Source organism: Paenibacillus baimaensis, assembly GCF_025567575.1.
In genome coordinates this window covers 56,912-77,689 of sequence record NZ_JAOQIO010000094.1, presented here as the reverse complement: position 1 = coordinate 77,689, position 20,778 = coordinate 56,912, and the positions used below count along the sequence as shown (strand labels likewise).

17 protein-coding genes are annotated in these 20,778 nt (G+C 46.8%); 4 read left to right on the top strand and 13 right to left on the bottom strand.

From position 1 onward, the window contains the following. Position 1 precedes the first annotated feature (1 nt). Positions 2 to 508: a shikimate kinase gene (locus tag OB236_RS23980; protein WP_262686249.1), complete on the bottom strand. Its 507-nt coding sequence runs from the start codon at positions 506 to 508 to the stop codon at positions 2 to 4. An 84-nt stretch (positions 509 to 592) separates the two neighbouring features. On the opposite strand from OB236_RS23980, the gene OB236_RS23975 reads away from it, so the two are divergent. Further along, positions 593 to 922, top strand: a complete 330-nt coding sequence (locus OB236_RS23975) for a hypothetical protein (protein ID WP_317259374.1) — start codon at positions 593 to 595, stop codon at positions 920 to 922. Here OB236_RS23975 and gndA read toward each other — a convergent pair. From gndA to OB236_RS23940, 7 genes are all read right to left on the bottom strand, one after another. Beyond that, the gene (gene gndA, locus OB236_RS23970) at positions 903 to 2,315 is read right to left on the bottom strand and encodes an NADP-dependent phosphogluconate dehydrogenase (protein WP_262686247.1); all 1,413 of its coding nucleotides are present in this window, start codon (positions 2,313 to 2,315) and stop codon (positions 903 to 905) included. The two genes, OB236_RS23975 and gndA, sit on opposite strands and share 20 nt — an antisense overlap. A 265-nt stretch (positions 2,316 to 2,580) precedes the next feature. Further along, positions 2,581 to 3,348 carry an SDR family oxidoreductase gene (locus OB236_RS23965; RefSeq protein ID WP_076235974.1) on the bottom strand — a complete coding sequence of 256 codons (768 nt, stop codon included), beginning with the start codon at positions 3,346 to 3,348 and terminating at the stop codon, positions 2,581 to 2,583. A 40-nt stretch (positions 3,349 to 3,388) separates the two neighbouring features. Then, positions 3,389 to 4,942, bottom strand: a complete 1,554-nt coding sequence (gntK, locus tag OB236_RS23960; protein ID WP_262686246.1) for a gluconokinase — start codon at positions 4,940 to 4,942, stop codon at positions 3,389 to 3,391. After that, positions 4,939 to 6,210, bottom strand: a complete 1,272-nt coding sequence (locus tag OB236_RS23955; RefSeq protein WP_262686245.1) for a nickel pincer cofactor-dependent isomerase, group 22 — start codon at positions 6,208 to 6,210, stop codon at positions 4,939 to 4,941. The genes gntK and OB236_RS23955 overlap by 4 nt, the downstream gene beginning before the upstream one ends. After that, entirely contained in the window at positions 6,207 to 7,223 is a 1,017-nt protein-coding gene (locus tag OB236_RS23950; protein WP_262686244.1) for a LacI family DNA-binding transcriptional regulator, read from the bottom strand. The genes OB236_RS23955 and OB236_RS23950 overlap by 4 nt, the downstream gene beginning before the upstream one ends. 142 nt (positions 7,224 to 7,365) lie before the next feature. After that, positions 7,366 to 7,962 (bottom strand): hypothetical protein, encoded by a 597-nt coding sequence (locus tag OB236_RS23945; protein WP_076235970.1) that lies wholly within the window; start codon positions 7,960 to 7,962, stop codon positions 7,366 to 7,368. 252 nt (positions 7,963 to 8,214) lie between these two features. After that, complete coding sequence (locus tag OB236_RS23940) at positions 8,215 to 9,180, bottom strand: copper amine oxidase N-terminal domain-containing protein (RefSeq protein ID WP_262686243.1); 966 nt, start codon at positions 9,178 to 9,180, stop codon at positions 8,215 to 8,217. Between the two features lie 216 nt (positions 9,181 to 9,396). On the opposite strand from OB236_RS23940, the gene OB236_RS23935 reads away from it, so the two are divergent. The 3 genes from OB236_RS23935 to OB236_RS23925 are packed head-to-tail and all read left to right on the top strand — an operon-like array spanning position 9,397 to position 12,042. After that, on the top strand, positions 9,397 to 10,236 hold the full coding sequence (locus tag OB236_RS23935; RefSeq protein ID WP_262686242.1) for an ABC transporter ATP-binding protein: 840 nt from the start codon (positions 9,397 to 9,399) through the stop codon (positions 10,234 to 10,236). Beyond that, on the top strand, positions 10,169 to 10,939 hold the full coding sequence (locus OB236_RS23930; RefSeq protein ID WP_262686241.1) for an ABC transporter permease: 771 nt from the start codon (positions 10,169 to 10,171) through the stop codon (positions 10,937 to 10,939). Before OB236_RS23935 ends, OB236_RS23930 begins: the two co-directional genes overlap by 68 nt. A gap of 29 nt (positions 10,940 to 10,968) precedes the next feature. Further along, positions 10,969 to 12,042, top strand: a complete 1,074-nt coding sequence (locus OB236_RS23925; RefSeq protein ID WP_262686240.1) for an ABC transporter substrate-binding protein — start codon at positions 10,969 to 10,971, stop codon at positions 12,040 to 12,042. 59 nt (positions 12,043 to 12,101) lie between these two features. Here OB236_RS23925 and OB236_RS23920 read toward each other — a convergent pair whose 3' ends face one another. The 5 genes from OB236_RS23920 to OB236_RS23900 all read right to left on the bottom strand — a co-directional run bounded on the left by OB236_RS23920 (position 12,102) and on the right by OB236_RS23900 (position 20,772). After that, a complete protein-coding gene (locus OB236_RS23920) occupies positions 12,102 to 14,780 on the bottom strand; it encodes a phosphoenolpyruvate synthase (RefSeq protein ID WP_262686239.1) in 2,679 nt (892 codons plus the stop codon). A 14-nt stretch (positions 14,781 to 14,794) separates the two neighbouring features. Next, a complete protein-coding gene (locus tag OB236_RS23915) occupies positions 14,795 to 15,370 on the bottom strand; it encodes a TetR/AcrR family transcriptional regulator (RefSeq protein WP_262686238.1) in 576 nt (191 codons plus the stop codon). Positions 15,371 to 15,546: 176 nt separating this feature from the next. Beyond that, positions 15,547 to 17,844 (bottom strand): DUF4962 domain-containing protein, encoded by a 2,298-nt coding sequence (locus OB236_RS23910; RefSeq protein ID WP_262686237.1) that lies wholly within the window; start codon positions 17,842 to 17,844, stop codon positions 15,547 to 15,549. Beyond that, complete coding sequence (locus OB236_RS23905) at positions 17,837 to 20,008, bottom strand: heparinase II/III domain-containing protein (protein WP_262686236.1); 2,172 nt, start codon at positions 20,006 to 20,008, stop codon at positions 17,837 to 17,839. The genes OB236_RS23910 and OB236_RS23905 overlap by 8 nt, the downstream gene beginning before the upstream one ends. Further along, a complete protein-coding gene (locus OB236_RS23900; RefSeq protein WP_262686235.1) occupies positions 20,005 to 20,772 on the bottom strand; it encodes an SDR family NAD(P)-dependent oxidoreductase in 768 nt (255 codons plus the stop codon). Before OB236_RS23900 ends, OB236_RS23905 begins: the two co-directional genes overlap by 4 nt. Positions 20,773 to 20,778: the final 6 nt, after the last annotated feature.

Here is a 20,778-nt window from a genome sequence, read left to right as displayed (position 1 = left end):
CTCAATCCAGGGTTGATGCTATAATCTGCTCCACGATCTCCTCGACAGAAACCCCTGTCGTATCAATAATAAGATCAGCGAAGTCGTATGCATTCCGACGCGATTCCAACAACTTATGAACGCGTTCTTCGACGTCACCCTGCACCAAGGGACGGCTTTGGTCATGCTTGACCCGCTCGATGATCGTTTCTGCAGCGGCCTTTAAAGCAATGACATAGCCGTCCTTTTTCATACTCAAGCGGTTACGTTCTGCCAATATGGCACCGCCTCCTGTAGATATAACCTGAGAGGATTGTTCAAGAACACTGTCTAGAGTCTCACTCTCTGTCTGGCGAAAAGCCGACTCCCCAAGTGTCGCAAACATTTCACTGATTGTCATTCCTTGACGCTCTTCAACCTTTTGGTCGGTGTCAACGAACTGCCAGCCAAGTCTCCCCGCAAGCACTTTGCCTACTGTCGACTTCCCTGTTCCCATAAAACCGATCAAAACAACATTTTTCACTCTCATTATTCTGACACCTCACCATGAATAGAAACTTGGACAAAGTCATAAGATGAATGGTACCTACACCCCAAGCTAAGGAGTGTTATGATGAAATCTGATGTATCGAAGCAAAAAATCGAGCAGATTCTCGATCCCGCTCATTTGCTGTGTAAAGATGATATTGTGTGGATATTGGGATTTATCAAAAAAAAGGTGGCTGAGAAGAACCCTCAATTACTTGAGCTCTCTCAGCCACGCTTACTGCAAAACTTTCATTATTTTGCAGAAATATCTTTGATGCTGATTCAGCGGCGCAACGGCTTCGATCAAGAGGCGGATCGTCTTAAGACCTGGATAGCAGAAGCCGTATACGGATTGCAATCCGATCCATTGACGGATCAATCTCTTCCCGTCTCTCCTAATTCTCCATCCAGTTAAAGTGGAAAGAACCCTCTTTATCCAGACGTTGGAAAGTATGCGCTCCAAAATAGTCTCTTTGAGCCTGAAGCAGGTTTGCAGGCAAACGCTCTGTGCGGTAGCTATCGTAGTAAGCCAGGGCAGAAGCGAATGCTGGAGCAGGGATACCGCGAGTTACGGCAGTTGCAATTACATTTCTCCATGCATCCTGGTAGTTGCTCACAACATCCTGGAAATAACCGTCAAGCAGCAGGTTTTTCAACTCAGGATCGCGGTCATAAGCGTCCTTGATATTTTGCAGGAAGCGGGCACGAATGATGCAGCCACCACGGAAGATCATGGCGATACTGCCGTAATCCAGACTCCAGTTATATTCAACAGAAGCGGCTCTCATTTGAGCGAAGCCTTGTGCGTATGAGCAAATTTTGCTTGCATACAGCGCTTTGCGAACAGCTTCGATGAACTCTTTGCGATCGCCTGTATATTTGGAAACGTTAGGTCCGTTTAATACTTTGCTAGCAGCTACGCGCTCTTGCTTCATAGCGGAGAGGAAACGTGAGAATACGGATTCCGTAATGATGGACAATGGTACTCCAAGGTCCAAAGAGCTTTGGCTTGTCCATTTACCGGTTCCTTTTTGACCTGCGGAATCAAGAATCACATCAACCATAGGCTTGCCGGTTTCTGGATCTTTTTTCGTAAAAATGTCTGTAGTGATTTCAATCAGGTAGCTATCAAGCTCGCCTTTATTCCACTCGGAGAAAATTTCGTGCAGCTCATCCGTGCTAACATCCAATACATCCTTCAACAGCTGGTAAGCTTCGCAGATTAGCTGCATGTCGCCGTACTCGATGCCGTTGTGAACCATTTTCACGTAGTGACCAGCACCGTCAGGTCCGATGTATGTGCAGCAAGGATCGCCGCCAACCTTAGCCGAGATAGCAGTCAAGATAGGTTCAACCAGCTCGTAAGCGTCTTTTTGGCCGCCTGGCATGATCGAAGGACCTTTCAAAGCGCCTTCCTCACCACCGGAAACCCCAGTACCGATAAAGCGAAGACCGTGTGCTTGCAGGTCTTTGTTTCTGCGCTGTGTATCAGGGAAATAAGCGTTACCGCCGTCAATAATAATATCGCCTTTATCCAAAAGCGGTACAAGCGAATCGATTGTTGCGTCTGTTCCAGCACCTGCTTGTACCATGATCAGTACCTTGCGAGGCGTTTCCAGAGAAGCTACGAATTCTTCGATGCTGTATGTACCAACCAGGTTTTTGCCTGCTGCTTCCTCAATCAGGGCATCCGTTTTTTCACGGGAACGGTTGTACACAGAGACAGTAAATCCTCTGCTTTCAATGTTCAATGCCAGGTTCTTACCCATAACTGCTAATCCGATTACGCCAACTTGCTGTTTAGACATCTGTTTTCTCCCTCTCCTGCATATAGTTTCGTTACGACTCACTTGTAATTATAAACATTTCTCGATGAATTTCAAAAGATTATTAGTACGAGTTCAAAAAGTCGACTTTTCAGCACCGAGAAGATTGCATGAAGGTGAAGAAGGAGGAGCGGAGTTTAGGCAAACCTAAATGAGCACCACACTTCGAGCTTGAATGCAATATTCGATGCCGAGTAGGCTTCTTGCATGTCTTCGTGATCAAAAGACGACTTTTTAACAACCTTTATTAGATTGTCATTGCTGTGAAGCCGCCATCAACTGTCAAAAGTGAGCCTGTTACGAAGCTCGAAGCCTTATCGGAAGCCAAAAATACAGCCGCTCCCTGCAGCTCTTCTGCTTCCCCAAATCGATTCATCGGTGTATGGCCCATAATAGACGCCGTACGCTCAGGAGTCAAGAGCTTGCGGTTTTGTTCTGCCGGAAAGAAACCAGGAATAATCGCATTCACGCGAACGTTCGCAGGTGCAAATTCACGGGCAAGAAATTTGGTTACACTATTAACGGCTGCTTTGGAAGCCGAGTAAGTGAATACGCGTGATAAAGGAACCTGTGAAGAAGCCGACGAAATGTTGATGATACTGCCGCCCTCACCTTTATCAACCATATGTTTTCCAAATACTTGACTGGCTAGTACGACACTTTTCAGGTTTACGTCCATGATAGAGTCCCATTCTTCCATTTTCAAGTCAAAAAACGGAGTTGGGCTGTTCTTGCCGGGACAATTCATCAAAATATCCACACGGCCTGTCCATGCCAACACATCAGCCAGCACTTTTTGTAAGTCCTCAGCAAGTGTAGCGTCTGCGGAAAAAATTTCTGCTTTGCCACCAACCTCCAAAATACTTTGTTTCACGATTTCGGATTTTTCCTGATTACGGCCAACAATCGCAACATTGGCTCCATGTCCTCCTAGAGCTACTGCCATAGCACCGCCCAAAGTACTGTTACCCCCGATAACGATTGCTGTTTTTCCTGTCAGATCAAATAAATTCATGATGAACCTCCTCAAATTTGTCAAAAATTATTAGTTTTCATTACTTCGTATGCGCATGTTGAAAAGCAGCGATCGATTCGAACTCATCCTTCAGCTGATGGTAGACACGACCATAAATACCGGTCAGCTGCTTGTACAGCTCAAAATGTTCCTGATTGGCTGAATAATTGTGTTGCACCTGCATCCAATCGTGAACGACCGAGAAATCTTTGATTTCGCCCATAGCAAGTAAACCGAGCTGAGCCGCACCGAGTCCCGAGCTTTCAATCGTATTCGGCACCACAACAGAGCTCCCTGTTACATCAGACATCATTTGCAGCCAAAAGCTGGACCGAGCAAAGCCGCCGGATGCGCGTATTTCCTTGGTAGGACCTGAAAGCTCTTCTAACGCGGAAAGAACGGATTGTATCCGGTACATAACACCTTCCATAACGGCTCGGATCATATGCTTTTTCTGGTGATACAAGGACAATCCAAAAAATACGCCTCGAGCGTTGGCATTCCAATAAGGAGCCCGTTCTCCGGCAAGCAGCGGCAGGAAAATAAGACCGTCAGAGCCTGCTGCGACTTCCTCTGCAATAGAGGTCAAATAGTCATAAGGATCGAGGCCGCGACGCCGACCTTCCTCAGCTTCTGCTGTAGCCAATTGATCGCGCACCCAGCGGAACATGATCCCGCCGTTATTAATCGCTCCTCCAACGACCCAGAAGTCTTCCTTGAGGGCGTAGCAAAACAGCCGCCCTTTCGGATCGGTAATAGGCTCCCGTACAACACCACGAACAGCACCACTCGTACCGATAGTAACCGCGTATATGCCCTCTTCAAAAGCACCTACACCCAGGTTTGCCAAAACTCCATCAGCAGCACCGAGTACAAACGGCGTATCCGCGTGAAGTCCCATAGCTTGAGCGTACTGCTGCTTCATACCTGCGAGATGATGCGTCGTTGAAACCGGGTTTGGCAGCTGCTCCCTGCGAACACCGCAGGCTTTCATAGCTTGCTCGTCCCAGTCCAGCTTACGCAGATTGAAAAGTCCGGTGGTACTCGCTATCGAATAATCGATCACATACTGCCCGAACAGCTTGGCAAATATATATTCCTTGATACCGATAAACTTATGTGCATGCTCAAAAACATCCGGTTGGTTGTCCCGAAGCCACATCAGCTTAAGCAGTGGGGACATCGGATGTATCGGCGTGCCAGTATTCATGTAGATCTGATGACCGTCAAGCTGTTCGTTCAATACCTTCACATAACCAACACTACGATTATCAGCCCAAATAATATTAGGAGTCAGGAGATTCAATTCACGATCGACCGCAATCAAGCTATGCATGGCCGAGCTGAACGATACACACAAAATCTGGCTTGGCAAAATTCTTGCCTTAGCAATGACGGCCTGAACCGAAGTTAAAAGCGCTGCAAAAATTTCATCCGGGTCCTGCTCCGCCATATCCGGGCGCGGAGTGTACATCGGATATTCTACGGAATGTGAAGCCAACACCCGGCCATCCCGGTCAATAACCAGCGTCTTAGCGCTTGTTGTACCGAGATCGGCCGCTATGATGTAAGGCTTTTGTGACGACAAGCTCATTGTACCAAATTCCCTTCACTATCAAATTGGAGATCGAAAGGCTCGCTTAAAATCTCAATATCCGCATGCTTTTTAGCGTCCTCCAGCAGGTTCACCGAAATTTCGATTTCACCCAAGTGCAGCGTATCCTGAATGCGGATAAGACGACATTTGGTGTAATCCAGAATATTACAAGTTTTGACAGCGGCTTTGATTGCATAGAAGTCGTTATCGAGCGTAGTCGAAATTTTGGTTGGTGCACATACCGTTGAAGTCAGCCCATTAACAAAAGTTGCAGCCAAATCCATTTTATCTACTAAACGCTGTGTCGTAAAGTCTGCAGTTCCTACCCCATTGGCATTCCCTTTGGTTTCAGGTGTCAAATCAAGCACAACCATTTTGGATACATCAGGTCCACCATGTGCATAAGGCGTTGGATACCTGCCTGTTACATTCGGGTCCATACCGTCTCCACTAATGTTTTTGCCAATGTAATCGATCACCAGCACATCGACCTGGTCGAACAGAATCTTCGGAAGTCTTTCCTTCGCTTCCTTAAGCAGTTCTTCTTCACGTGCTTCGATTTGTTCAGCAGGCAATACTTCAATGCGGCAGGTTTGATCATAGGCGTTCTCAACAAGAGCAACGCCGAACACAATCGGCAGCTTGTCGATCATAATGGTAGCCATAGCTGGCACATTTTCAGCCATATATTTAAATCCTAGCTGATGGCAGGCTTCCGCCCCCTTTTGTTTACCCAGACCGATCGCGATCATTTTCATAATCCCGCTCTCAATTCTCCCGCGAAAAGCCGTATGGGGCTTCACTCGATTAATCACAACAATCGCGTCCGCTGTCGAAGCAATTTGATCCACATAAACAGGTAATCCGTTAGGAAGCTCGTCAAGCTTGATAACCTCCATGGAAGAACGGATTGGAGCTCCCATCAATTCCTCTGTAACACCCAAATGATGCAGCACATCCTTCTGACCTTCAGCCGTTGCCCCACCATGACTTCCCATGCAAGGAACAATGTAAGGATGACCACCTGCTTGTTTTATGGCATCAATCGTAATTTTCGTAAACAGATCAATGTTCGCAACGCCCCGGCTCCCTACGGCTACAGCAACCTGCTGTCCGGGCTTGATCCGGTCGATCGTACCAGGCTTTTGCAGCTCTAGCTTCAGAGATTGTTCCAGATTGTCGAGCTTGGTGCCATCGAATTTTTGACGGATACGCACCATTTGTGGAATCGGAATGTCTTTGAGAACTTCTCTTAAGATACTCATCGTTGTAAACCTCCTGTTATGTTGGTTACGGATTCCCGAATCACGAGCTCCGTATGAAAAAAAATAGTTTCTTTTTCTACCTGCTTCGATTCAATAAAAGATAACAGCTTGGCTGCGCCTTCTCTGCTGATTTGCTCGATCGGCCGTCGAACCGTCGTCAGCGCTGGTGTCATAAAGCCTGAGAAAATATGATCATCGAAGCCGACCACAGAGATGTCACCCGGAACACTCAGCTGTTTTTCTGTTATGGCTTTGATCGCACCCAATGCCATATCATCATTGCAGCAAAAAACGGCGGTCGGTTGATTCTCGAGCTCCAACAGTCGGTTCATCGCGGTATGACCGCTTTCTAAATCATAGTTCCCTTGCTGCTGATAATCCAAACTTAACGGAACCTGATAGGTTTCCATTGCTTCCTGATAACCCTCGCGGCGGGCTTGTGTCGATTTGAAATTTTGCTTTCCCTCAATAATCGCGATTTGCCGATGTCCCTGGGAAATCAAATATTCCACGATCAAATATGCGCCGCGCTTGTCGTCTGGAACCATATTCATAACCTGAACATGCTCAATCTGGCGGTTCAGCACAATAAGCGGAATCTCGAGCCCAGCCGCATATTCAATAAAAGGTTGGTCGGTTGCGCTCTGACTCATGACGATAATCCCATCATAGCTTTTGCGATTAACCTTGTGAAAGCTGGTATAGTCGTCGATTCCACGTACAATCAGGTTGTATCGATCTTGAATCACATCGTTAACACCTTTAATGGCTTCGTATAGAAAACCCGCCGATGTACCCGTGTGTAGAGTTGAAAAAAACAAGCCAAGATTGTAAGATCGATCAAGTACAAGACTTTTGGCGTTATAATTCGGTGTATAATGCAATTGTGCCGCTAGCAGTCTGATTTTTTCCTTTGTTTCCTGGTTGATTAAAGGGCTGTCGTTCAAAGCACGGGAAACCGTTGTATGAGAGACGCCTGCCAGCTTGGCGATATCCTTGATTGTAACGCTCAATCCTACCACCTCGAAATTTATCATATCATATTGCTGCACACGTTAACAACGAGCAATTTTTGCGCTCCATACACACTTTTTGCTGTTTCTATACATGAAAAATGGCCTGTGCAGAGTTCCACAGACCATTTAATCAAACTGTTTACATTTCGAGTTGCAACATTTCATGCCTGAGCTCCAACAACCTTTCTTTGCTAGTATGAATGGCTTCCGAATCCTTGGCTTGAAGCGCATCCTGTAGACTCATCAGCTCGTAATCGAGCTCCATTCGCAGAACCGGGATACGCTCTTCCAGACGCTTCGATCGGAACGCTTGCATCATTTCATCCAATGTAACTCCAGATTCCTTTTGGAATAGCACCTTATGCTCCACCCCCGAGATTTCGACCATCCGGATAATTTCACCAAACATAATATTTTCGATCAAAATTTGTCTGTCCTTGAAGCGTTTGACGATTGCATGACCGCGGGTATCCCCAATCATTTTTTCCATCAGTTCAGCAAGCTTCTCATCCTTAAAGGAATAGTTGCCAACAATTTTATAGCGATCTCCCAGCCTTTGGAATTTCAGCTTTACCAGCTTTCTGCCGGTACGAATCGATACGATAAATTGCTGCTCGCTTTCATTCCAATACAATGAGTAGCCTTCCTGGATAAGCGACTTAATGAAATTACGGATTAGCCGACGGTCAAATCGTAACTCAAGGTTGCAGTATTCAACTTCATGACTCTTACTCACGGCAATCCCCTCCAATATGTGCTTGGCACTCACTGTGAATTTGCTGCTGCACGAATGATGCACGAACAATAACAACACCATGACTACATTTCCATAAAATAGTCAGAAGATTCAGTTACTTATTGTTATTTTATTATGAATTCTATGTTTTGGCAACTTGCTTTATTAATTAATTGTTATTTATTTTTTGGAAAAACAAAATAAACCGTCCGGACAGTGCCCAGACGATTCGCTAAATAACAATTCTTATACTTATTTTTGGGCAGCCTGTCTTATTGCTTCCTCATCCTTGGCTTTTCTCGCTTCATCTTCTTTACGTGTAACTTCACGTTCCAATTTATCATCCAAATCCGTCCAACCATAATTATTAATCGTATAGCCATCCGAGCCATCCACCAATTTTTCTTCCATTTTGGTTAAAATCAGCTTGGTTGAAATATAATGGCTAATCGTAAATTTGGATGAGGTACGGGTTTGGAAATATAAGTATTCATACATGTTCTCTGTATCCATCTTCTCGATCATGACAGGAATGTTCGTGAATGTAATATCGTCAGTACGTGTGCTGCCATTTTCTTTTACATACGTTTGCAATGCCTTAATTCTATTCGTGTTAATTTCACCAGCTATCACATACCGCTCACTACCATTATAAATCGGTGTTGGCATTTGCTTCAGGCGTTTTTTCATTTCAGGCTCACTTATGTATAGGGCTCCGGTCAGTTTTTCTTTGGATTGCTTCAAGCCATTCGTATCAATACCCATCTTCCTCACATCGGAAAGACGGTAATAAATCAAATTATTTCTCACACCTGTACCCTCATCAGCGTAGGCCAGCATCAATGGATACTCAGCTCCCAGGTAGTTTACTTTGATGGAGTAAGGGGTACGGAATTTGAATTCTTCTATGGACTGATCCTTCTCGACAACCTGCTGCTCGGGATTAATCCGGCTGTTGATATAGATGGTCTTATTCACATCTTTCCAAATAACACTAGCCCCCAACAGATTACCAAGCTCCTTCAAAGATAAGTAGGTTTTATCCGCATACACTAATGTTGGACTTTCTAATTGGATCTGTTTACCGTCGAGCACCACGTTGAAATCAGGTCGCAAATAGGCGTCGACCCGTTGAAGCACATCCTCAGCATACACGCCGGCCGTGAAGGCAGTTGTCAATAGAGTTCCTGTAATCAGCACGCGTTTCCATCGTTTCATTCGCTATCCAAACCTTTCTTGTTCATGAATTGTTGGTATCGTGTAAGACTGTAAATACTTGAATGAGACTACTTCGGCACGATGACCCTTTTTTCCTTCATAAAGTTTATATTGACAAATATGTTAATTCCGATAGAATAGGTTGGTATATACTTTTAGTGTGATCTTTCAGAAGAAAACTAACTTGTACGGAGTTCATGAAGGAGTGAGCAACACATGATTGAAATCAAGAACATCAGCAAGACGTTCCAGCAGCGTACAGGCGGCACATTCACTGCAATTGACAACGTCTCACTGACCATTCAAAAAGGGGAATTCGTCTCCTTGCTGGGACCATCGGGCTGCGGCAAATCTACACTCTTAAATTTGGTAGCAGGACTTGAGCATGCGCAGCAGGGAACTATAACCGTCAACGGTAAAGACTGCAGCACACCCGGACCCGACCGTGTCGTCGTATTTCAGGAGCACGCCTTGTTTCCTTGGCTAACCGTGCTCGACAATGTAGCATTTGGGCTTAAGCAAAAAGGATTGGGCAAGAAGGAACGCGAGGAGCTTGCGATGGAGCAAATCAAATCCGTTCACTTAAGCAGATTTGCAGATCGTTATCCGCATGAGCTATCAGGCGGGATGAAACAGAGAGCGGCTATTGCCCGCGCTTTGGCGATGGACCCTGAAATTCTGTTGATGGATGAGCCGTTTGCGGCATTGGATGAACAAACCAGACTTATTTTACATAAAGAACTGGAAGAAATCTGGATGCGGACCAAGAAAACGATTCTCTTCATCACCCACAATATACGTGAAGCCGTTATTTTATCTGACCGTGTTCTCGTCATGTCGACGAGACCTGGAACCATAAAAAAAGAATTCGTCGTTCAGGCAGAGCGTCCGCGGGATGCGTCTGACCCCCTTCTTCACCATACGGAAACCAACATCATGGAAGTTCTTGCCGATGAGTTGGAAAAAGTCGTAAAGGAGGAGATGGGCGATGAGTACAGCCTTAAGAAGAACACTCTTTCTGATCGTAGTTCTAATAGCATGGGAAGCGGGATTTAGAATATTCGATTGGGGCTGGAAGTTCCCCTCTGTTGTCCAGACCGCGCAAGCATTTTATGACGGCTTTGTGCACGGACAGCTGCTGGAAGTGACGCTACAGAGCATACGAAGGCTGCTGACAGCTTTTGTGCTGGCCATATCGATTGGAGTTACACTTGGCTTTTTATTCGCCAGATACCGCTTTCTGGACGATACTATCGGCTTCCTGGTCGTTGCCTTGCAAACCGTCCCAAGTATCGCCTGGCTGCCTTTTGCTATCATCTGGTTCGGAATGAACGACTTTTCTGTCGTATTTATCACTACACTTGGGGCAACCTGGACTATGGCAATGTCAAGCCGAACCGGTATTATGAATATTCCTCCTTTGTACCTGAAGGCTGCACGAACGATGGGCACAGGCAATGGCTTTCGAATGTTTTATCAGGTTATGGTGCCTGCCGCCTTTCCTCATATGATCACGGGAGTTCGTGTCGCATGGGCATTTGCCTGGCGTGCATTAGTATCGGGCGAGCTGATTGCCAAAGGCGTTGGCCTGGGTCAACTTCTTCAGGATGGAAGAAGCTTATCGGATACTGCATTGATGCTGTGTGTAGTTATCATTATTGCCGTTCTGGGTACCCTCTCCGACCATTTTTGCTTTAAACGGTTGGAGGATACGATTTTGATTCGCTACGGCCTAGCCGAGAATAAAAATAAAAAATAGCGACATTTTATAAAAGGGAGAGTTAAACGATGAAAAAACAAGGATCACTATTATTGGCCCTGCTGCTGGTTACCGTATTGGTTCTGTCAGCATGCGGCAAAAAAGAAGAGCCTACCGCACCTACCGCACCTGCCGCTGGAGGAGCTGCTGCTCCACAAGCGCCAACAGCATCTACCGTTCGCATCGGAATTTTCAAAAATGTCACACACGCAGCCGGTTATGTTGCTTTGGAACAAGGGCTGTTCCAAAAAGCTTGGGGAGATAAAGTTAAGATCGAGGTTGTCGGCTTTGACAACGGCTCCGATTTCTCCACTGCTTTAGCTACAGATCAGATTGATCTGGGGTACACAGGACCTGGGCCTGCTACCAACCAATTCGTTAAAAGTAAAAACTTCCGTATCGTCAGCGGGTCTACCAATGGTGGAGCTGTACTGGTAGCAGCCAAAGATTCCGGAATTACAAGCCCTAAGGATTTACTTGGTAAAACTGTTGCGATCCCGACAAAAGGCAGCACGAACGAAATTTCTTTGCGTCTGCTGCTTCAACAAAATAATTTGAAAATCACTACAGATAAAACCGGTGTGAATATCATTGCACGTGCACCTGCTGACACTATGGTAGCGATGAGACAAAAAGAAATTGATGCCACTCTTGTTCCAGAGCCTTGGGGTACACAAATGGAGCAAGAAGGCGTAGGCAAAATCATCGTAGATTGGGACAAAATCCCCCCTAATAATGGTAACTATCCTTTGACCTTGCTGGCTGTTAGCGACAAGTTCCTGAAGGATCACCGTGAAATGACGAAGCAAGCAATTAAAGCCAATGCAGAAGCTGTTGACTTTATTAAGAAAAACCCTGATAAATCTTACGAGCTTATTAACAATCGTCTAAAAGCTTTGAGTGGCAAAGGTATGGATATCAACCTGATTAAAGCATCTCTGGGCCGTTTTAGCCTCACCACAGATGTTAGCAAGGAAGCCATTGAAGAAATGGCCAAGGTTTCCATTGATGCTGGCTATATTAAAGACGTTAAAAAGGAAGAGCTTGATCTAAGCAAATTTGTAGATTTAACCCTGTTAAATGAAGTGAAAGCAGGCAAATAAGCTTGTATGAATTAAAAAAGCCCTTTGAGCATCCAAGCGATGCTTCGAAGGGCTTTTTACTATGATCTCGTACTTGGAGTCAAGACTACTACAAATCCATGCGTACCATCCAGACGAATCAGGTCACCATCATGAATCAGCCTGGTTGCATCATCTATGCCTACTACAGCTGGAAGACCATATTCGCGCGCTACGACGGCACCATGCGTCATTAATCCGCCTACTTCCATCACCAGACCCGCACACGAGTGAAACAGCGGCGTCCACCCTGGATCTGTAAATGGGGCGATCAAGATTTCTCCTTTGTTCAGCTTCGCATCCTCGGGTCGTAATACTACGCGAGCAATCCCTTCTACGATTCCTGCGGACACCGGAGTTCCGAGTAGTGCATGCTCTGGTGCATCCTGGTGACTTCGACGACCCGTAATGATCTCACCTTCACTTGTCATCAGCCGCGGCGGAATGAGTGACTTGTAATGCTCATATTCCTGTTTGCGGCCAGCTATTATTTGGGAGAGATGCTCGATCGGTCTGCCTTTCGTCAAGTGCAGCAGTTCATCCAAGGTCAAGTAAAAGACATCCTCTTCTTCAAACAGAACTCCTTCCTGCACCAAATTTTGCGCTTCCTTCAGAATAGCCTCTCGAAACAAACCGAAGTACTGCATCATCAAATATTTGGGATGCTCCCGAATGCTCATTAAATCGCGAAATACTCGCAGTAAGCGACCCATTAATCTCTTTTTAAAACATCCGAAGGGCAACTTCCCAAGACGATCCAATAAGTCGTCAGCAGCCGTTTGAGCCTCTACTGCGCCTTGTGCAAACCGCTCCCTGTGTTCCTTATGCCTCATCGTTCTGATATGGCTTTCAATCGAGGGCAACAGTGAGCTGGCGTCTTCTCTCCATCTTGGGCGTGTAATATCGATTTCACCTGCACAGCGCATGCCATACAGCTGAATAAAATGGTCCCATGCTGGTAAAAAAACAGAACCGCCTTCAACCGTCGAAAGATCCTCACGAAAGCTTGATGCCCTGCCCTCATGAATCAACGCGGTGACCTCGGGATACTGCCTGGCGATATCCGCCAAATCTCCGATCATCAGTCCCATCTCACTGGTGACGTTGCCAATTAGCGATTTATTCAAAATGTGAATGACTTCATTGTCTTGTAACCATCTTACAGCAAGTCCATGAATCAGTCTTGATGCAATAACACCCGACAACGGATAGGCCATCAGTTCTTGAAACAGGCTACGCAGCAGCTTCCCGGCATGCTCCTGCACTTCAAGTACTCTATTCGCTCCACTCACATCTGACAATTGATTCTTGCTCGATTGGAACGAGGATCTTAACCATGTATTAACGGTGTGAACTGCCCTTGAGGTATCAGCAAACAGCAGATTGTTAACGACTCTCCCGAGCAAGGGAACGACAAATCGAGCCACCTGTATAGCAAGTCCTTTAGGCCGCTTGATGCCTTGAATAAATACATCCCGTTGAACGTATTCGCCCACACCGCTGCCCATCATTTCGTCAACACCTTTTAGAACCTTGGGTACAAGGCTCCGTGCTGGTTTAAGAGTTAGTATGGGGGTGATATCAATAAACATTCTTCCGCCAGCACGATACGTCAACCTGCTTTCTACTTGAACGGCAGGTTTCCCGAAAGGAAACATCGTCTGCCAGATCGACAGCGCCATCGGCTTCATTGCATCTGTCATCATCTGCTGGTGCCCGAACGAGAGTAGAATATGGGGGGATTCTCCAGCTGCCGTCAACACTTGGGGAAGCGGGTATAACGACGTAATCGGCCGGCTCTGGACAATATAGATCGAACCTCCTGCGTAACACCATTCGATATCCTGATCCGTTCCATAATGATCCTTGATTTTTACACCGAGAGAAGCCAGTTGTTCAATTTGCGAATCTTCAAGTGCCTGCCTGCTTTGCATATCTTCAGGCAAATCCCTTGTAAGCGTACCTCCCTCCGGTAATGAGAAAATGGCGAGCTTCTTTTTGGCTATTTTCTTAGAAATGATCATTCCCGCATGCACCTGATATAAATCCGCTGAGACCAGTCCCGATACGAGAGCCTCTCCTAGTCCATAGCTGGCATCAATAGAAAGGATTCCCCGATGACCGCCAATCGGATCAGCGGTGAACATAATACCCGATACTTCGGGAAACACCATCTGCTGGACAACTACCGATAACTGCACCGAGCGGTGATCGAATCCATTCTTGGCCCTGTAGGAGATGGCCCGATCCGTGAACAGTGATGCCCAGCATTGACGGATGGCCAGCAGCAGCTGTTCTCTTCCTTTTACATTCAAATACGTATCCTGCTGCCCGGCAAATGAGGCATAAGGAAGATCCTCAGCTGTCGCGCTGGAACGAACCGCATAGGCATTTTCTTTAGCTGATTGCTCCCAGCTGCCTATAATTTCAGCAACAATGGCTTCCGGAATGGCTAACGTCACCAGATGCTTGCGGATACTTTGGCCAAGCTCGGATATCGCATTCAGTTGGTTGGCCTTAATCCCATCCAGCTGGTCAAAATAGGCTTCCATCAGACTGCTTTGCCCGATAAAATCGCGGTAAGCGCTAGTCGTTACACAAAACCCGGGGGGCACCGGAAAACCTGCTCTCGTCATTACACCAAGATTCGCACCTTTTCCACCTACAATGGGTATGCTGTCTTCATCGATCTGTGTAAAGTCAAGAACGTATCCTTTCATCACACACACGCTCCTCAATGATCGTTATGGATTCGAAGACCTTCTGTGAACATGACAAGTAAGGTTTCAGCTACATCAATCGTCGTAAATCCATGCTTCGAGGCAAAATCCGGACGCAAAAAGGTCTGCACACTTTCTGACATAAGAACAGCAGCAACTCGCGGATCGACATTTCGAATCAATCCTGCCTGCTGAGCCTGAACCAGCAGCTTCTCAATAAAAGTAAGCTGTCCAGCGCGAAAAGCTTCAATACGATCCCATAGCTCTGGAATATATTTCTGAATATCCCCCAGAAACATCGGATTCAGCTTCACAAGCTCTTGTTTGACTCCATAGAGTGTATTTCTTAATAAATGTAGCGGATCTCCAGCCTGCCGCGTCGATTCGTCAATCCTGGCGCTGATCGCTGCCATCGTGTTCTCCAGCACGGCCGCTGCAATCTGCTCCTTCCCACTGAAATACACGTATAAGGTTTTCTTGCTCATCCCAAGCTGTGCCGACAGCTCACTCAAAGTCATAGATCGATATCCTTTTTTATGAAACAAATCGGCAGCTGTCTGTACGATACGTATGCGCATAGCTTCATCCACAATGATACTCTCCCCACCTTGAAACCAAGGAAACCAATATAGTTTTTATGGTTTCCATTTTACAAAAAAAATGTGTACCCGTCAATCATTCTTCTTACAGCTACTTGTCCTCTAGCATCACAGAAAGTCGAACGGCAGCTAACCCTAAGGATGAACTGCCGTTCTCTCTCCACAGCTTAATAAGGCTTAGGAATCTCTACCTTATGTGTAACTCCATCTTCCGTAAAGTAAATATGCACACCATGACCTTGATCATCCATGAAGTAGGATACATACTTGGGCTCATCCTTACGGAGTGGCACCAGCAACGTGGCAATGCGATGACTACGGGCTGATTGCGTCGCAGCCGTCAAATGCCAATGGCGGTCCAGGCCTTCTATTTCAGCTGAGTCTACGTCTGTAAACTCGTCATGCTGTGACAGCGAGAGATCACCGGAGGAGCTGTACACAAAACGTCCATCCATGTCCGCCTTTTGCCCATGAACCTTAAAGGATTGTCCATCCAGCTCCATCTCATACAGCGTATGAAACAGCCAATCGACACGTCCCGGCTGTGACAGATCAATCTGATCCACAACTACGATATAGGAACCCTCATAAAAATACAACTCTCTGACATATCGCTCCAGGTAAGGAACCTGCTCCTGATAAGCAGCAGTCGCATTACAGCGGGAATACGTATAGCCCTTATGGGTTTCGACAGCTTCCACCGTGCCGGATGCCGACATATTCAGTACTTTGTTAGTTCCTGCATATTGCCCCTGACCATCGATTAGTACATTATTAGTAGACCTTGTCTGCTTGCGCCAATTCATGTGCATCGTGCTACCGAAGGCAACATAATAGCCGCTCTCAATTGCGAGTGGTTCCCCATAGGCATGCAGCAGAAAGCCGTTCTGGTCTCCATGGCTGTGACTGATTGAGCCGTAAGGACTACTTTTGGTCAACAGCATGATATGGTCTTTCGGACGATCCATATGGGCATGAAAAGCTACCCAGCCTATATCGCGGAACCATTTTACAGGTTCGATATCTGTAGGTGCTTTGGCTTGTACTGCCGGATAATCATGCATATACATCATCTCGTCAAAACGGAAATCCCACCAGCCATAATTGTAAAACTTCATCTCGGAGTCCGTATCGATCGCCCTAGTCTGCTCATAGTACCATTGATGATGTCCATTATTGGTAATGCCGGCAAATTGACGAATATTAAAGCCCGTTTTCAAGCTTACCGGATCGCCAAGTGTGGATTGATCGCCAAAGCTGGCACGAAGTGTATCCGGGCTAAAGCAATACAGAGGAAAATCACCCGTATGCTGAAAAAAAGGACGACGGTAAAAGTTAATTCCGGTATATTTGTTCAATAGATTCATAGCTTCTGTTACAAAAGCCATCCCGGTTGTCCAATACATCGGACCTTCCGCCCAACCTCCATCTACCCCGCCCCATGGAGAATACAAGCATGCATAATACTCCAGCGTATAATCAAGCCATTCCTCTGCCACTACGGCCTCGCCAAGCAGAGCCAAGCCACTTGGAACGATAACCGACGATAAAGAGCGAACTGCATGACTGTCAAAAGGAACATGGTGGATTTTGGAACGTTCAATCACGTGGAACGCAACCTGACGGGTGCGTGTCAACAAATTGTTACGTACCTCTTCGCGTTCTTCCTCCGTCAGCTCCTGATAGAGCCAATCATAACCCCATGCAAGCGCTCCGGCAATACGAAAGGAAGCTTCATCATTATAGTCCCGACTCGTTGTGCCTTCCGGGTTCCATGAGGTAATGTGAAGCAGCCATGCTTTGGCCCGTGCAATCAAATCCGCATCCTCAAGAATCACACCAGCAACACTAAGATGACGTACTGCGTATAATGCTTCCTGACAATCGATATACATTTGACGCCATAGGTTGGCTACACGCTTATTGTTTGGATAAGGCAAGGGCTCCGGGATCAGTTCACGGTCGACCCATGGTTTTACCGAACGCTCCAAGAATACATCCCAGCCGTATTTAGATGGCTGTTCACGAACCGTACGGCGAAATTCCGGCAGCTCTTCGGCTTGCAGCCACAATCTGGGATGCTTCATGGAAATATCCGTATATCGGTGTCCGCGCGATGGCAGTGGTGTTTCTGGCAAACCCTCCTGTACCGTAAAGGTGCGAATGTGGCTCCATTCCGTAGGTTGCCCTTCTCCTCGCTGCAATAGCGCATACCGCCAATAGTAAGTTCCTGCAGTGAAAACATGATCAGGTGTATACAAATTGTAAGGAATCGGTTGAACCGTTATGGTATCCTCTGGTGTGAATTGTGAGGATGTAGAATACTGCAGTATATACTGGTCATGCTCAAGCTGAGCCGGAATCCATGTAAACCGCGGCGGATTCTCGATTAAAACGGTCTGTTCATCTGGTGCATATTGCACAGTCAATAGTCCGCTTTGCGGTTGGTATAATGCTTTACTCATGTTTGTCCCTCCAGGTCACAACCAGCCCTTGCTCACGATCAAGCACGCAAACCGCTTCCTGCGACCGGGTGCTTATCACCAGTTGTCCATGACTAGAATTCATACCGATTACATGCGCATGTTCGATTGTCGAAGCTTCATTATTCGTTTCAACGGTACCCGTGGCTTCACTTGCCTCCCAACTGGCGTGAACAGCTGGACCCAGCTTATAAATCTGTATAAAGTTAGCTTGCTTGCCCATCTGCCGCTGCAGCAAGCCACTTAATGCTTGGCTCGGATCTATAGAGGTCCCTGGTGTTTCTACACGCAGCAGTGACATTCCCGGAAAAGCAACAATCGATTGATGCAGTGATTTCGTTGTGTCGCTATCGGGCGTATATTGGAGCGTCAGCATCTTGGGTGTCAAAAGCAAATCGAGTTGTTCCGCCAGCCCCAGACTATCGCCTTCCTCTGTTTCATAATAGTCTGTAAGCTTCACCTGATCGTATCCGTGACCAGCGTAGCCCAATGCACCTAACCCATCACTGTTTCTCACCCAGGCTCCGTCTGCAGCATGAGGTTTAACGAGCGGATGCATCCACCAATCGATCGTACGCTCTTCAGACAGCTGAACCTCAAACCAATCGAGCAGCCACTCTCCACTTAAGAGCAAATGCCTGTTTAATATACAGCCTTCATAGGCTTCATCTGATTGCAGCCAAGTATATACAGCTTGCTCCGACTCCGTGAACAGCTTACATAGACCTGAATGCTCAGCCTGGGATTGCCCATCGATCGAAACCGTATTATGACTGACCGTCTCGGCAAACCACTGCTTACGCAGGGAAGATCCATAAGGAACCACACCCAGATCCGGTGTAAATGTCCCTCCTTCGTACTGAATGGATACATGCAGCTTATCATAATGCCCATGTGAACCACCATGTGGACCAAAATCTGCAAGGTAGGATAATGGATTGCCCGCTTTCCGTCCAACAATAAATCCCGAATCCTTCAACAGCAGTGTGTTTCTTCCTGCTAATAGACCTGCATTTGTAAGATTGGCATCGCCTTCTCCATAGACAAGTGCTTCCAATGAAATTCGACGAGCCTCTCCGTCCATTTGCCGATAAGCTTCACCTAACAACGGAGCATAAAGCTCATTGCCATAATGAGCAAGGCCAATTTCCATAATCTCCGCGATCTCTCTGGCAAAGGGAACCCTGGCTAACGGACCATCATGCAGTGCCGGAAGCATACCTTGATCATCTGCCAGCCCTACTAGCACATCAAACATCCCGCGCATGGACTGATCCTGCTCCGCCTGTATATGATATAAATCCACACCGAACCGTTCCGCCATCTCCGCTGAAATCAAATACGCACGCAATACAAAAATATGATAATAAGTGCTGCCTTCAAATTCGAATTGATCCGGTTTTACGCCAATGGAAAGATGGTGCTTCCAACCGCCTTCTCCATCAATCAAGCCCTGTAGAAGCTCCTGCTGTCCACGAATGGCATAAACGCAGGAAAGTGAAGCATTTAGCCAGGCAGTATAATTATTTTCCGCATTCTGACGATCATGAATCAAGATCTGGCGGTATTGCACCATGCTCTCTTCCAGCATGGAAAGGAACGCATCCAATGTCGCTTTTTCCGTTTCGTTAAAGCCAACTCCTTCATCATGAAGCAGTAAATAGGCGCGCAAAATCGTCGTAGACCAGATCGCCTCCGTTAATGCCTGATGAAAGGCGCGCCCCTTCAACATCCAGGGCTGGGCATCCGGGTGCACCGGATATTGTGGAAATTGTGCAGCATAATTGATAATAATTTGCTTGGCCAGCTCCGCGTAGCTTGGTTCATTGATGCCCGCATATATGGCCGCGGCTTGCAGCGCGTACCTTGCCATGGACTGGTGCTTAAACACGAGCCATGCCCCGCGATACGCCTCACCTTCAATACGGCAGCCATGCGGACATTGGAAGCTATGAGCATCACGCTCGGCAGGATCGAACAGCAGTTCGACATGATGCTCTGGGCATACATATTGATGCCACCAGCCGCCAGGCTCTTTCGGAATATGGAGACTGTCGCTGGAAAGAAGAGCATCGAGCTCTTCCTTCAGCTTCTGCAGGGCTTCATTCGCCCATAAGGTGGATTGCAGCTTCTGTTCTATTCTCATCGCATGAACATCCCGCCGTTGACTTCAATCGTCTCACCCGTCAAATAGGCACCCAGCTCCGAGGTCAAATACAAGACAGCACCTGCTACATCCTCTGGAGTTCCCTCTCGCTTTAACGGGATGCCGCCAATTGTAGCCTGACGTGCTGCATCGGTCGTAAATGTCGAATGAAACGCGGTTTGCCCAATGAAGCCTGGGGATACGATATTTACAGTAACTCCATCACCTGCGACCTCTTTAGCCAAGCCCTTGGAGTAGGCCGATATAGCCGCTTTACTCGCTGCATATATACTTGCTCCGGGTCCGCCTCCGTTATGTCCTGCAACTGAAGCCATGTTCACGATTCGCCCTGCACCTTTGGCTTTCATGCCCGGAATGACGCGTTTGCACATAAATACAGTGCTTTTCAGATTGACATTCATGATCTTGTCATACATCTCTTCCGTCATATCAACATTCGGTACACGCTGCACCATGTGACCTGCATTGTTAACCAGAATATCAATCGTTCCGCCGAATGCACTTTCCACACCGCTTACCAAGCTTTCGATCTGTGCAGCGTCAGTCACGTCTGCTTGAAACAGCTCAGCCTGTCCGCCCGCTTGGCGAATAATCGCTACCGTTTCTTCGCCCTGCTCTTTATTGTTCAAATAGCTAACGCCAACCTTGGCTCCGTTTGCTGCCAATAAAACAGCGGTTGCGCGTCCAATCCCTGCATTAGATCCGGTAACCAAAGCGATTTTCCCATTTAATTGTGTGTTCATTATGTG

Bases quoted from the DNA above. Each gene is read 5' to 3' on its own strand.
- OB236_RS23980 (WP_262686249.1), bottom strand. From the start codon at position 508: ATGAGAGTGAAAAATGTTGTTTTGATCGGTTTTATGGGAACAGGGAAG.
- OB236_RS23975 (WP_317259374.1), top strand. From the start codon at position 593: ATGAAATCTGATGTATCGAAGCAAAAAATCGAGCAGATTCTCGATCCC.
- gndA (WP_262686247.1), bottom strand. From the start codon at position 2,315: ATGTCTAAACAGCAAGTTGGCGTAATCGGATTAGCAGTTATGGGTAAG.
- OB236_RS23965 (WP_076235974.1), bottom strand. From the start codon at position 3,348: ATGAATTTATTTGATCTGACAGGAAAAACAGCAATCGTTATCGGGGGT.
- gntK (WP_262686246.1), bottom strand. From the start codon at position 4,942: ATGAGCTTGTCGTCACAAAAGCCTTACATCATAGCGGCCGATCTCGGT.
- OB236_RS23955 (WP_262686245.1), bottom strand. From the start codon at position 6,210: ATGAGTATCTTAAGAGAAGTTCTCAAAGACATTCCGATTCCACAAATG.
- OB236_RS23940 (WP_262686243.1), bottom strand. From the start codon at position 9,180: ATGAAACGATGGAAACGCGTGCTGATTACAGGAACTCTATTGACAACT.
- OB236_RS23935 (WP_262686242.1), top strand. From the start codon at position 9,397: ATGATTGAAATCAAGAACATCAGCAAGACGTTCCAGCAGCGTACAGGC.
- OB236_RS23930 (WP_262686241.1), top strand. From the start codon at position 10,169: ATGAGTACAGCCTTAAGAAGAACACTCTTTCTGATCGTAGTTCTAATA.
- OB236_RS23925 (WP_262686240.1), top strand. From the start codon at position 10,969: ATGAAAAAACAAGGATCACTATTATTGGCCCTGCTGCTGGTTACCGTA.
- OB236_RS23920 (WP_262686239.1), bottom strand. From the start codon at position 14,780: ATGAAAGGATACGTTCTTGACTTTACACAGATCGATGAAGACAGCATA.
- OB236_RS23910 (WP_262686237.1), bottom strand. From the start codon at position 17,844: ATGAGTAAAGCATTATACCAACCGCAAAGCGGACTATTGACTGTGCAA.
- OB236_RS23905 (WP_262686236.1), bottom strand. From the start codon at position 20,008: ATGAGAATAGAACAGAAGCTGCAATCCACCTTATGGGCGAATGAAGCC.
- OB236_RS23900 (WP_262686235.1), bottom strand. From the start codon at position 20,772: ATGAACACACAATTAAATGGGAAAATCGCTTTGGTTACCGGATCTAAT.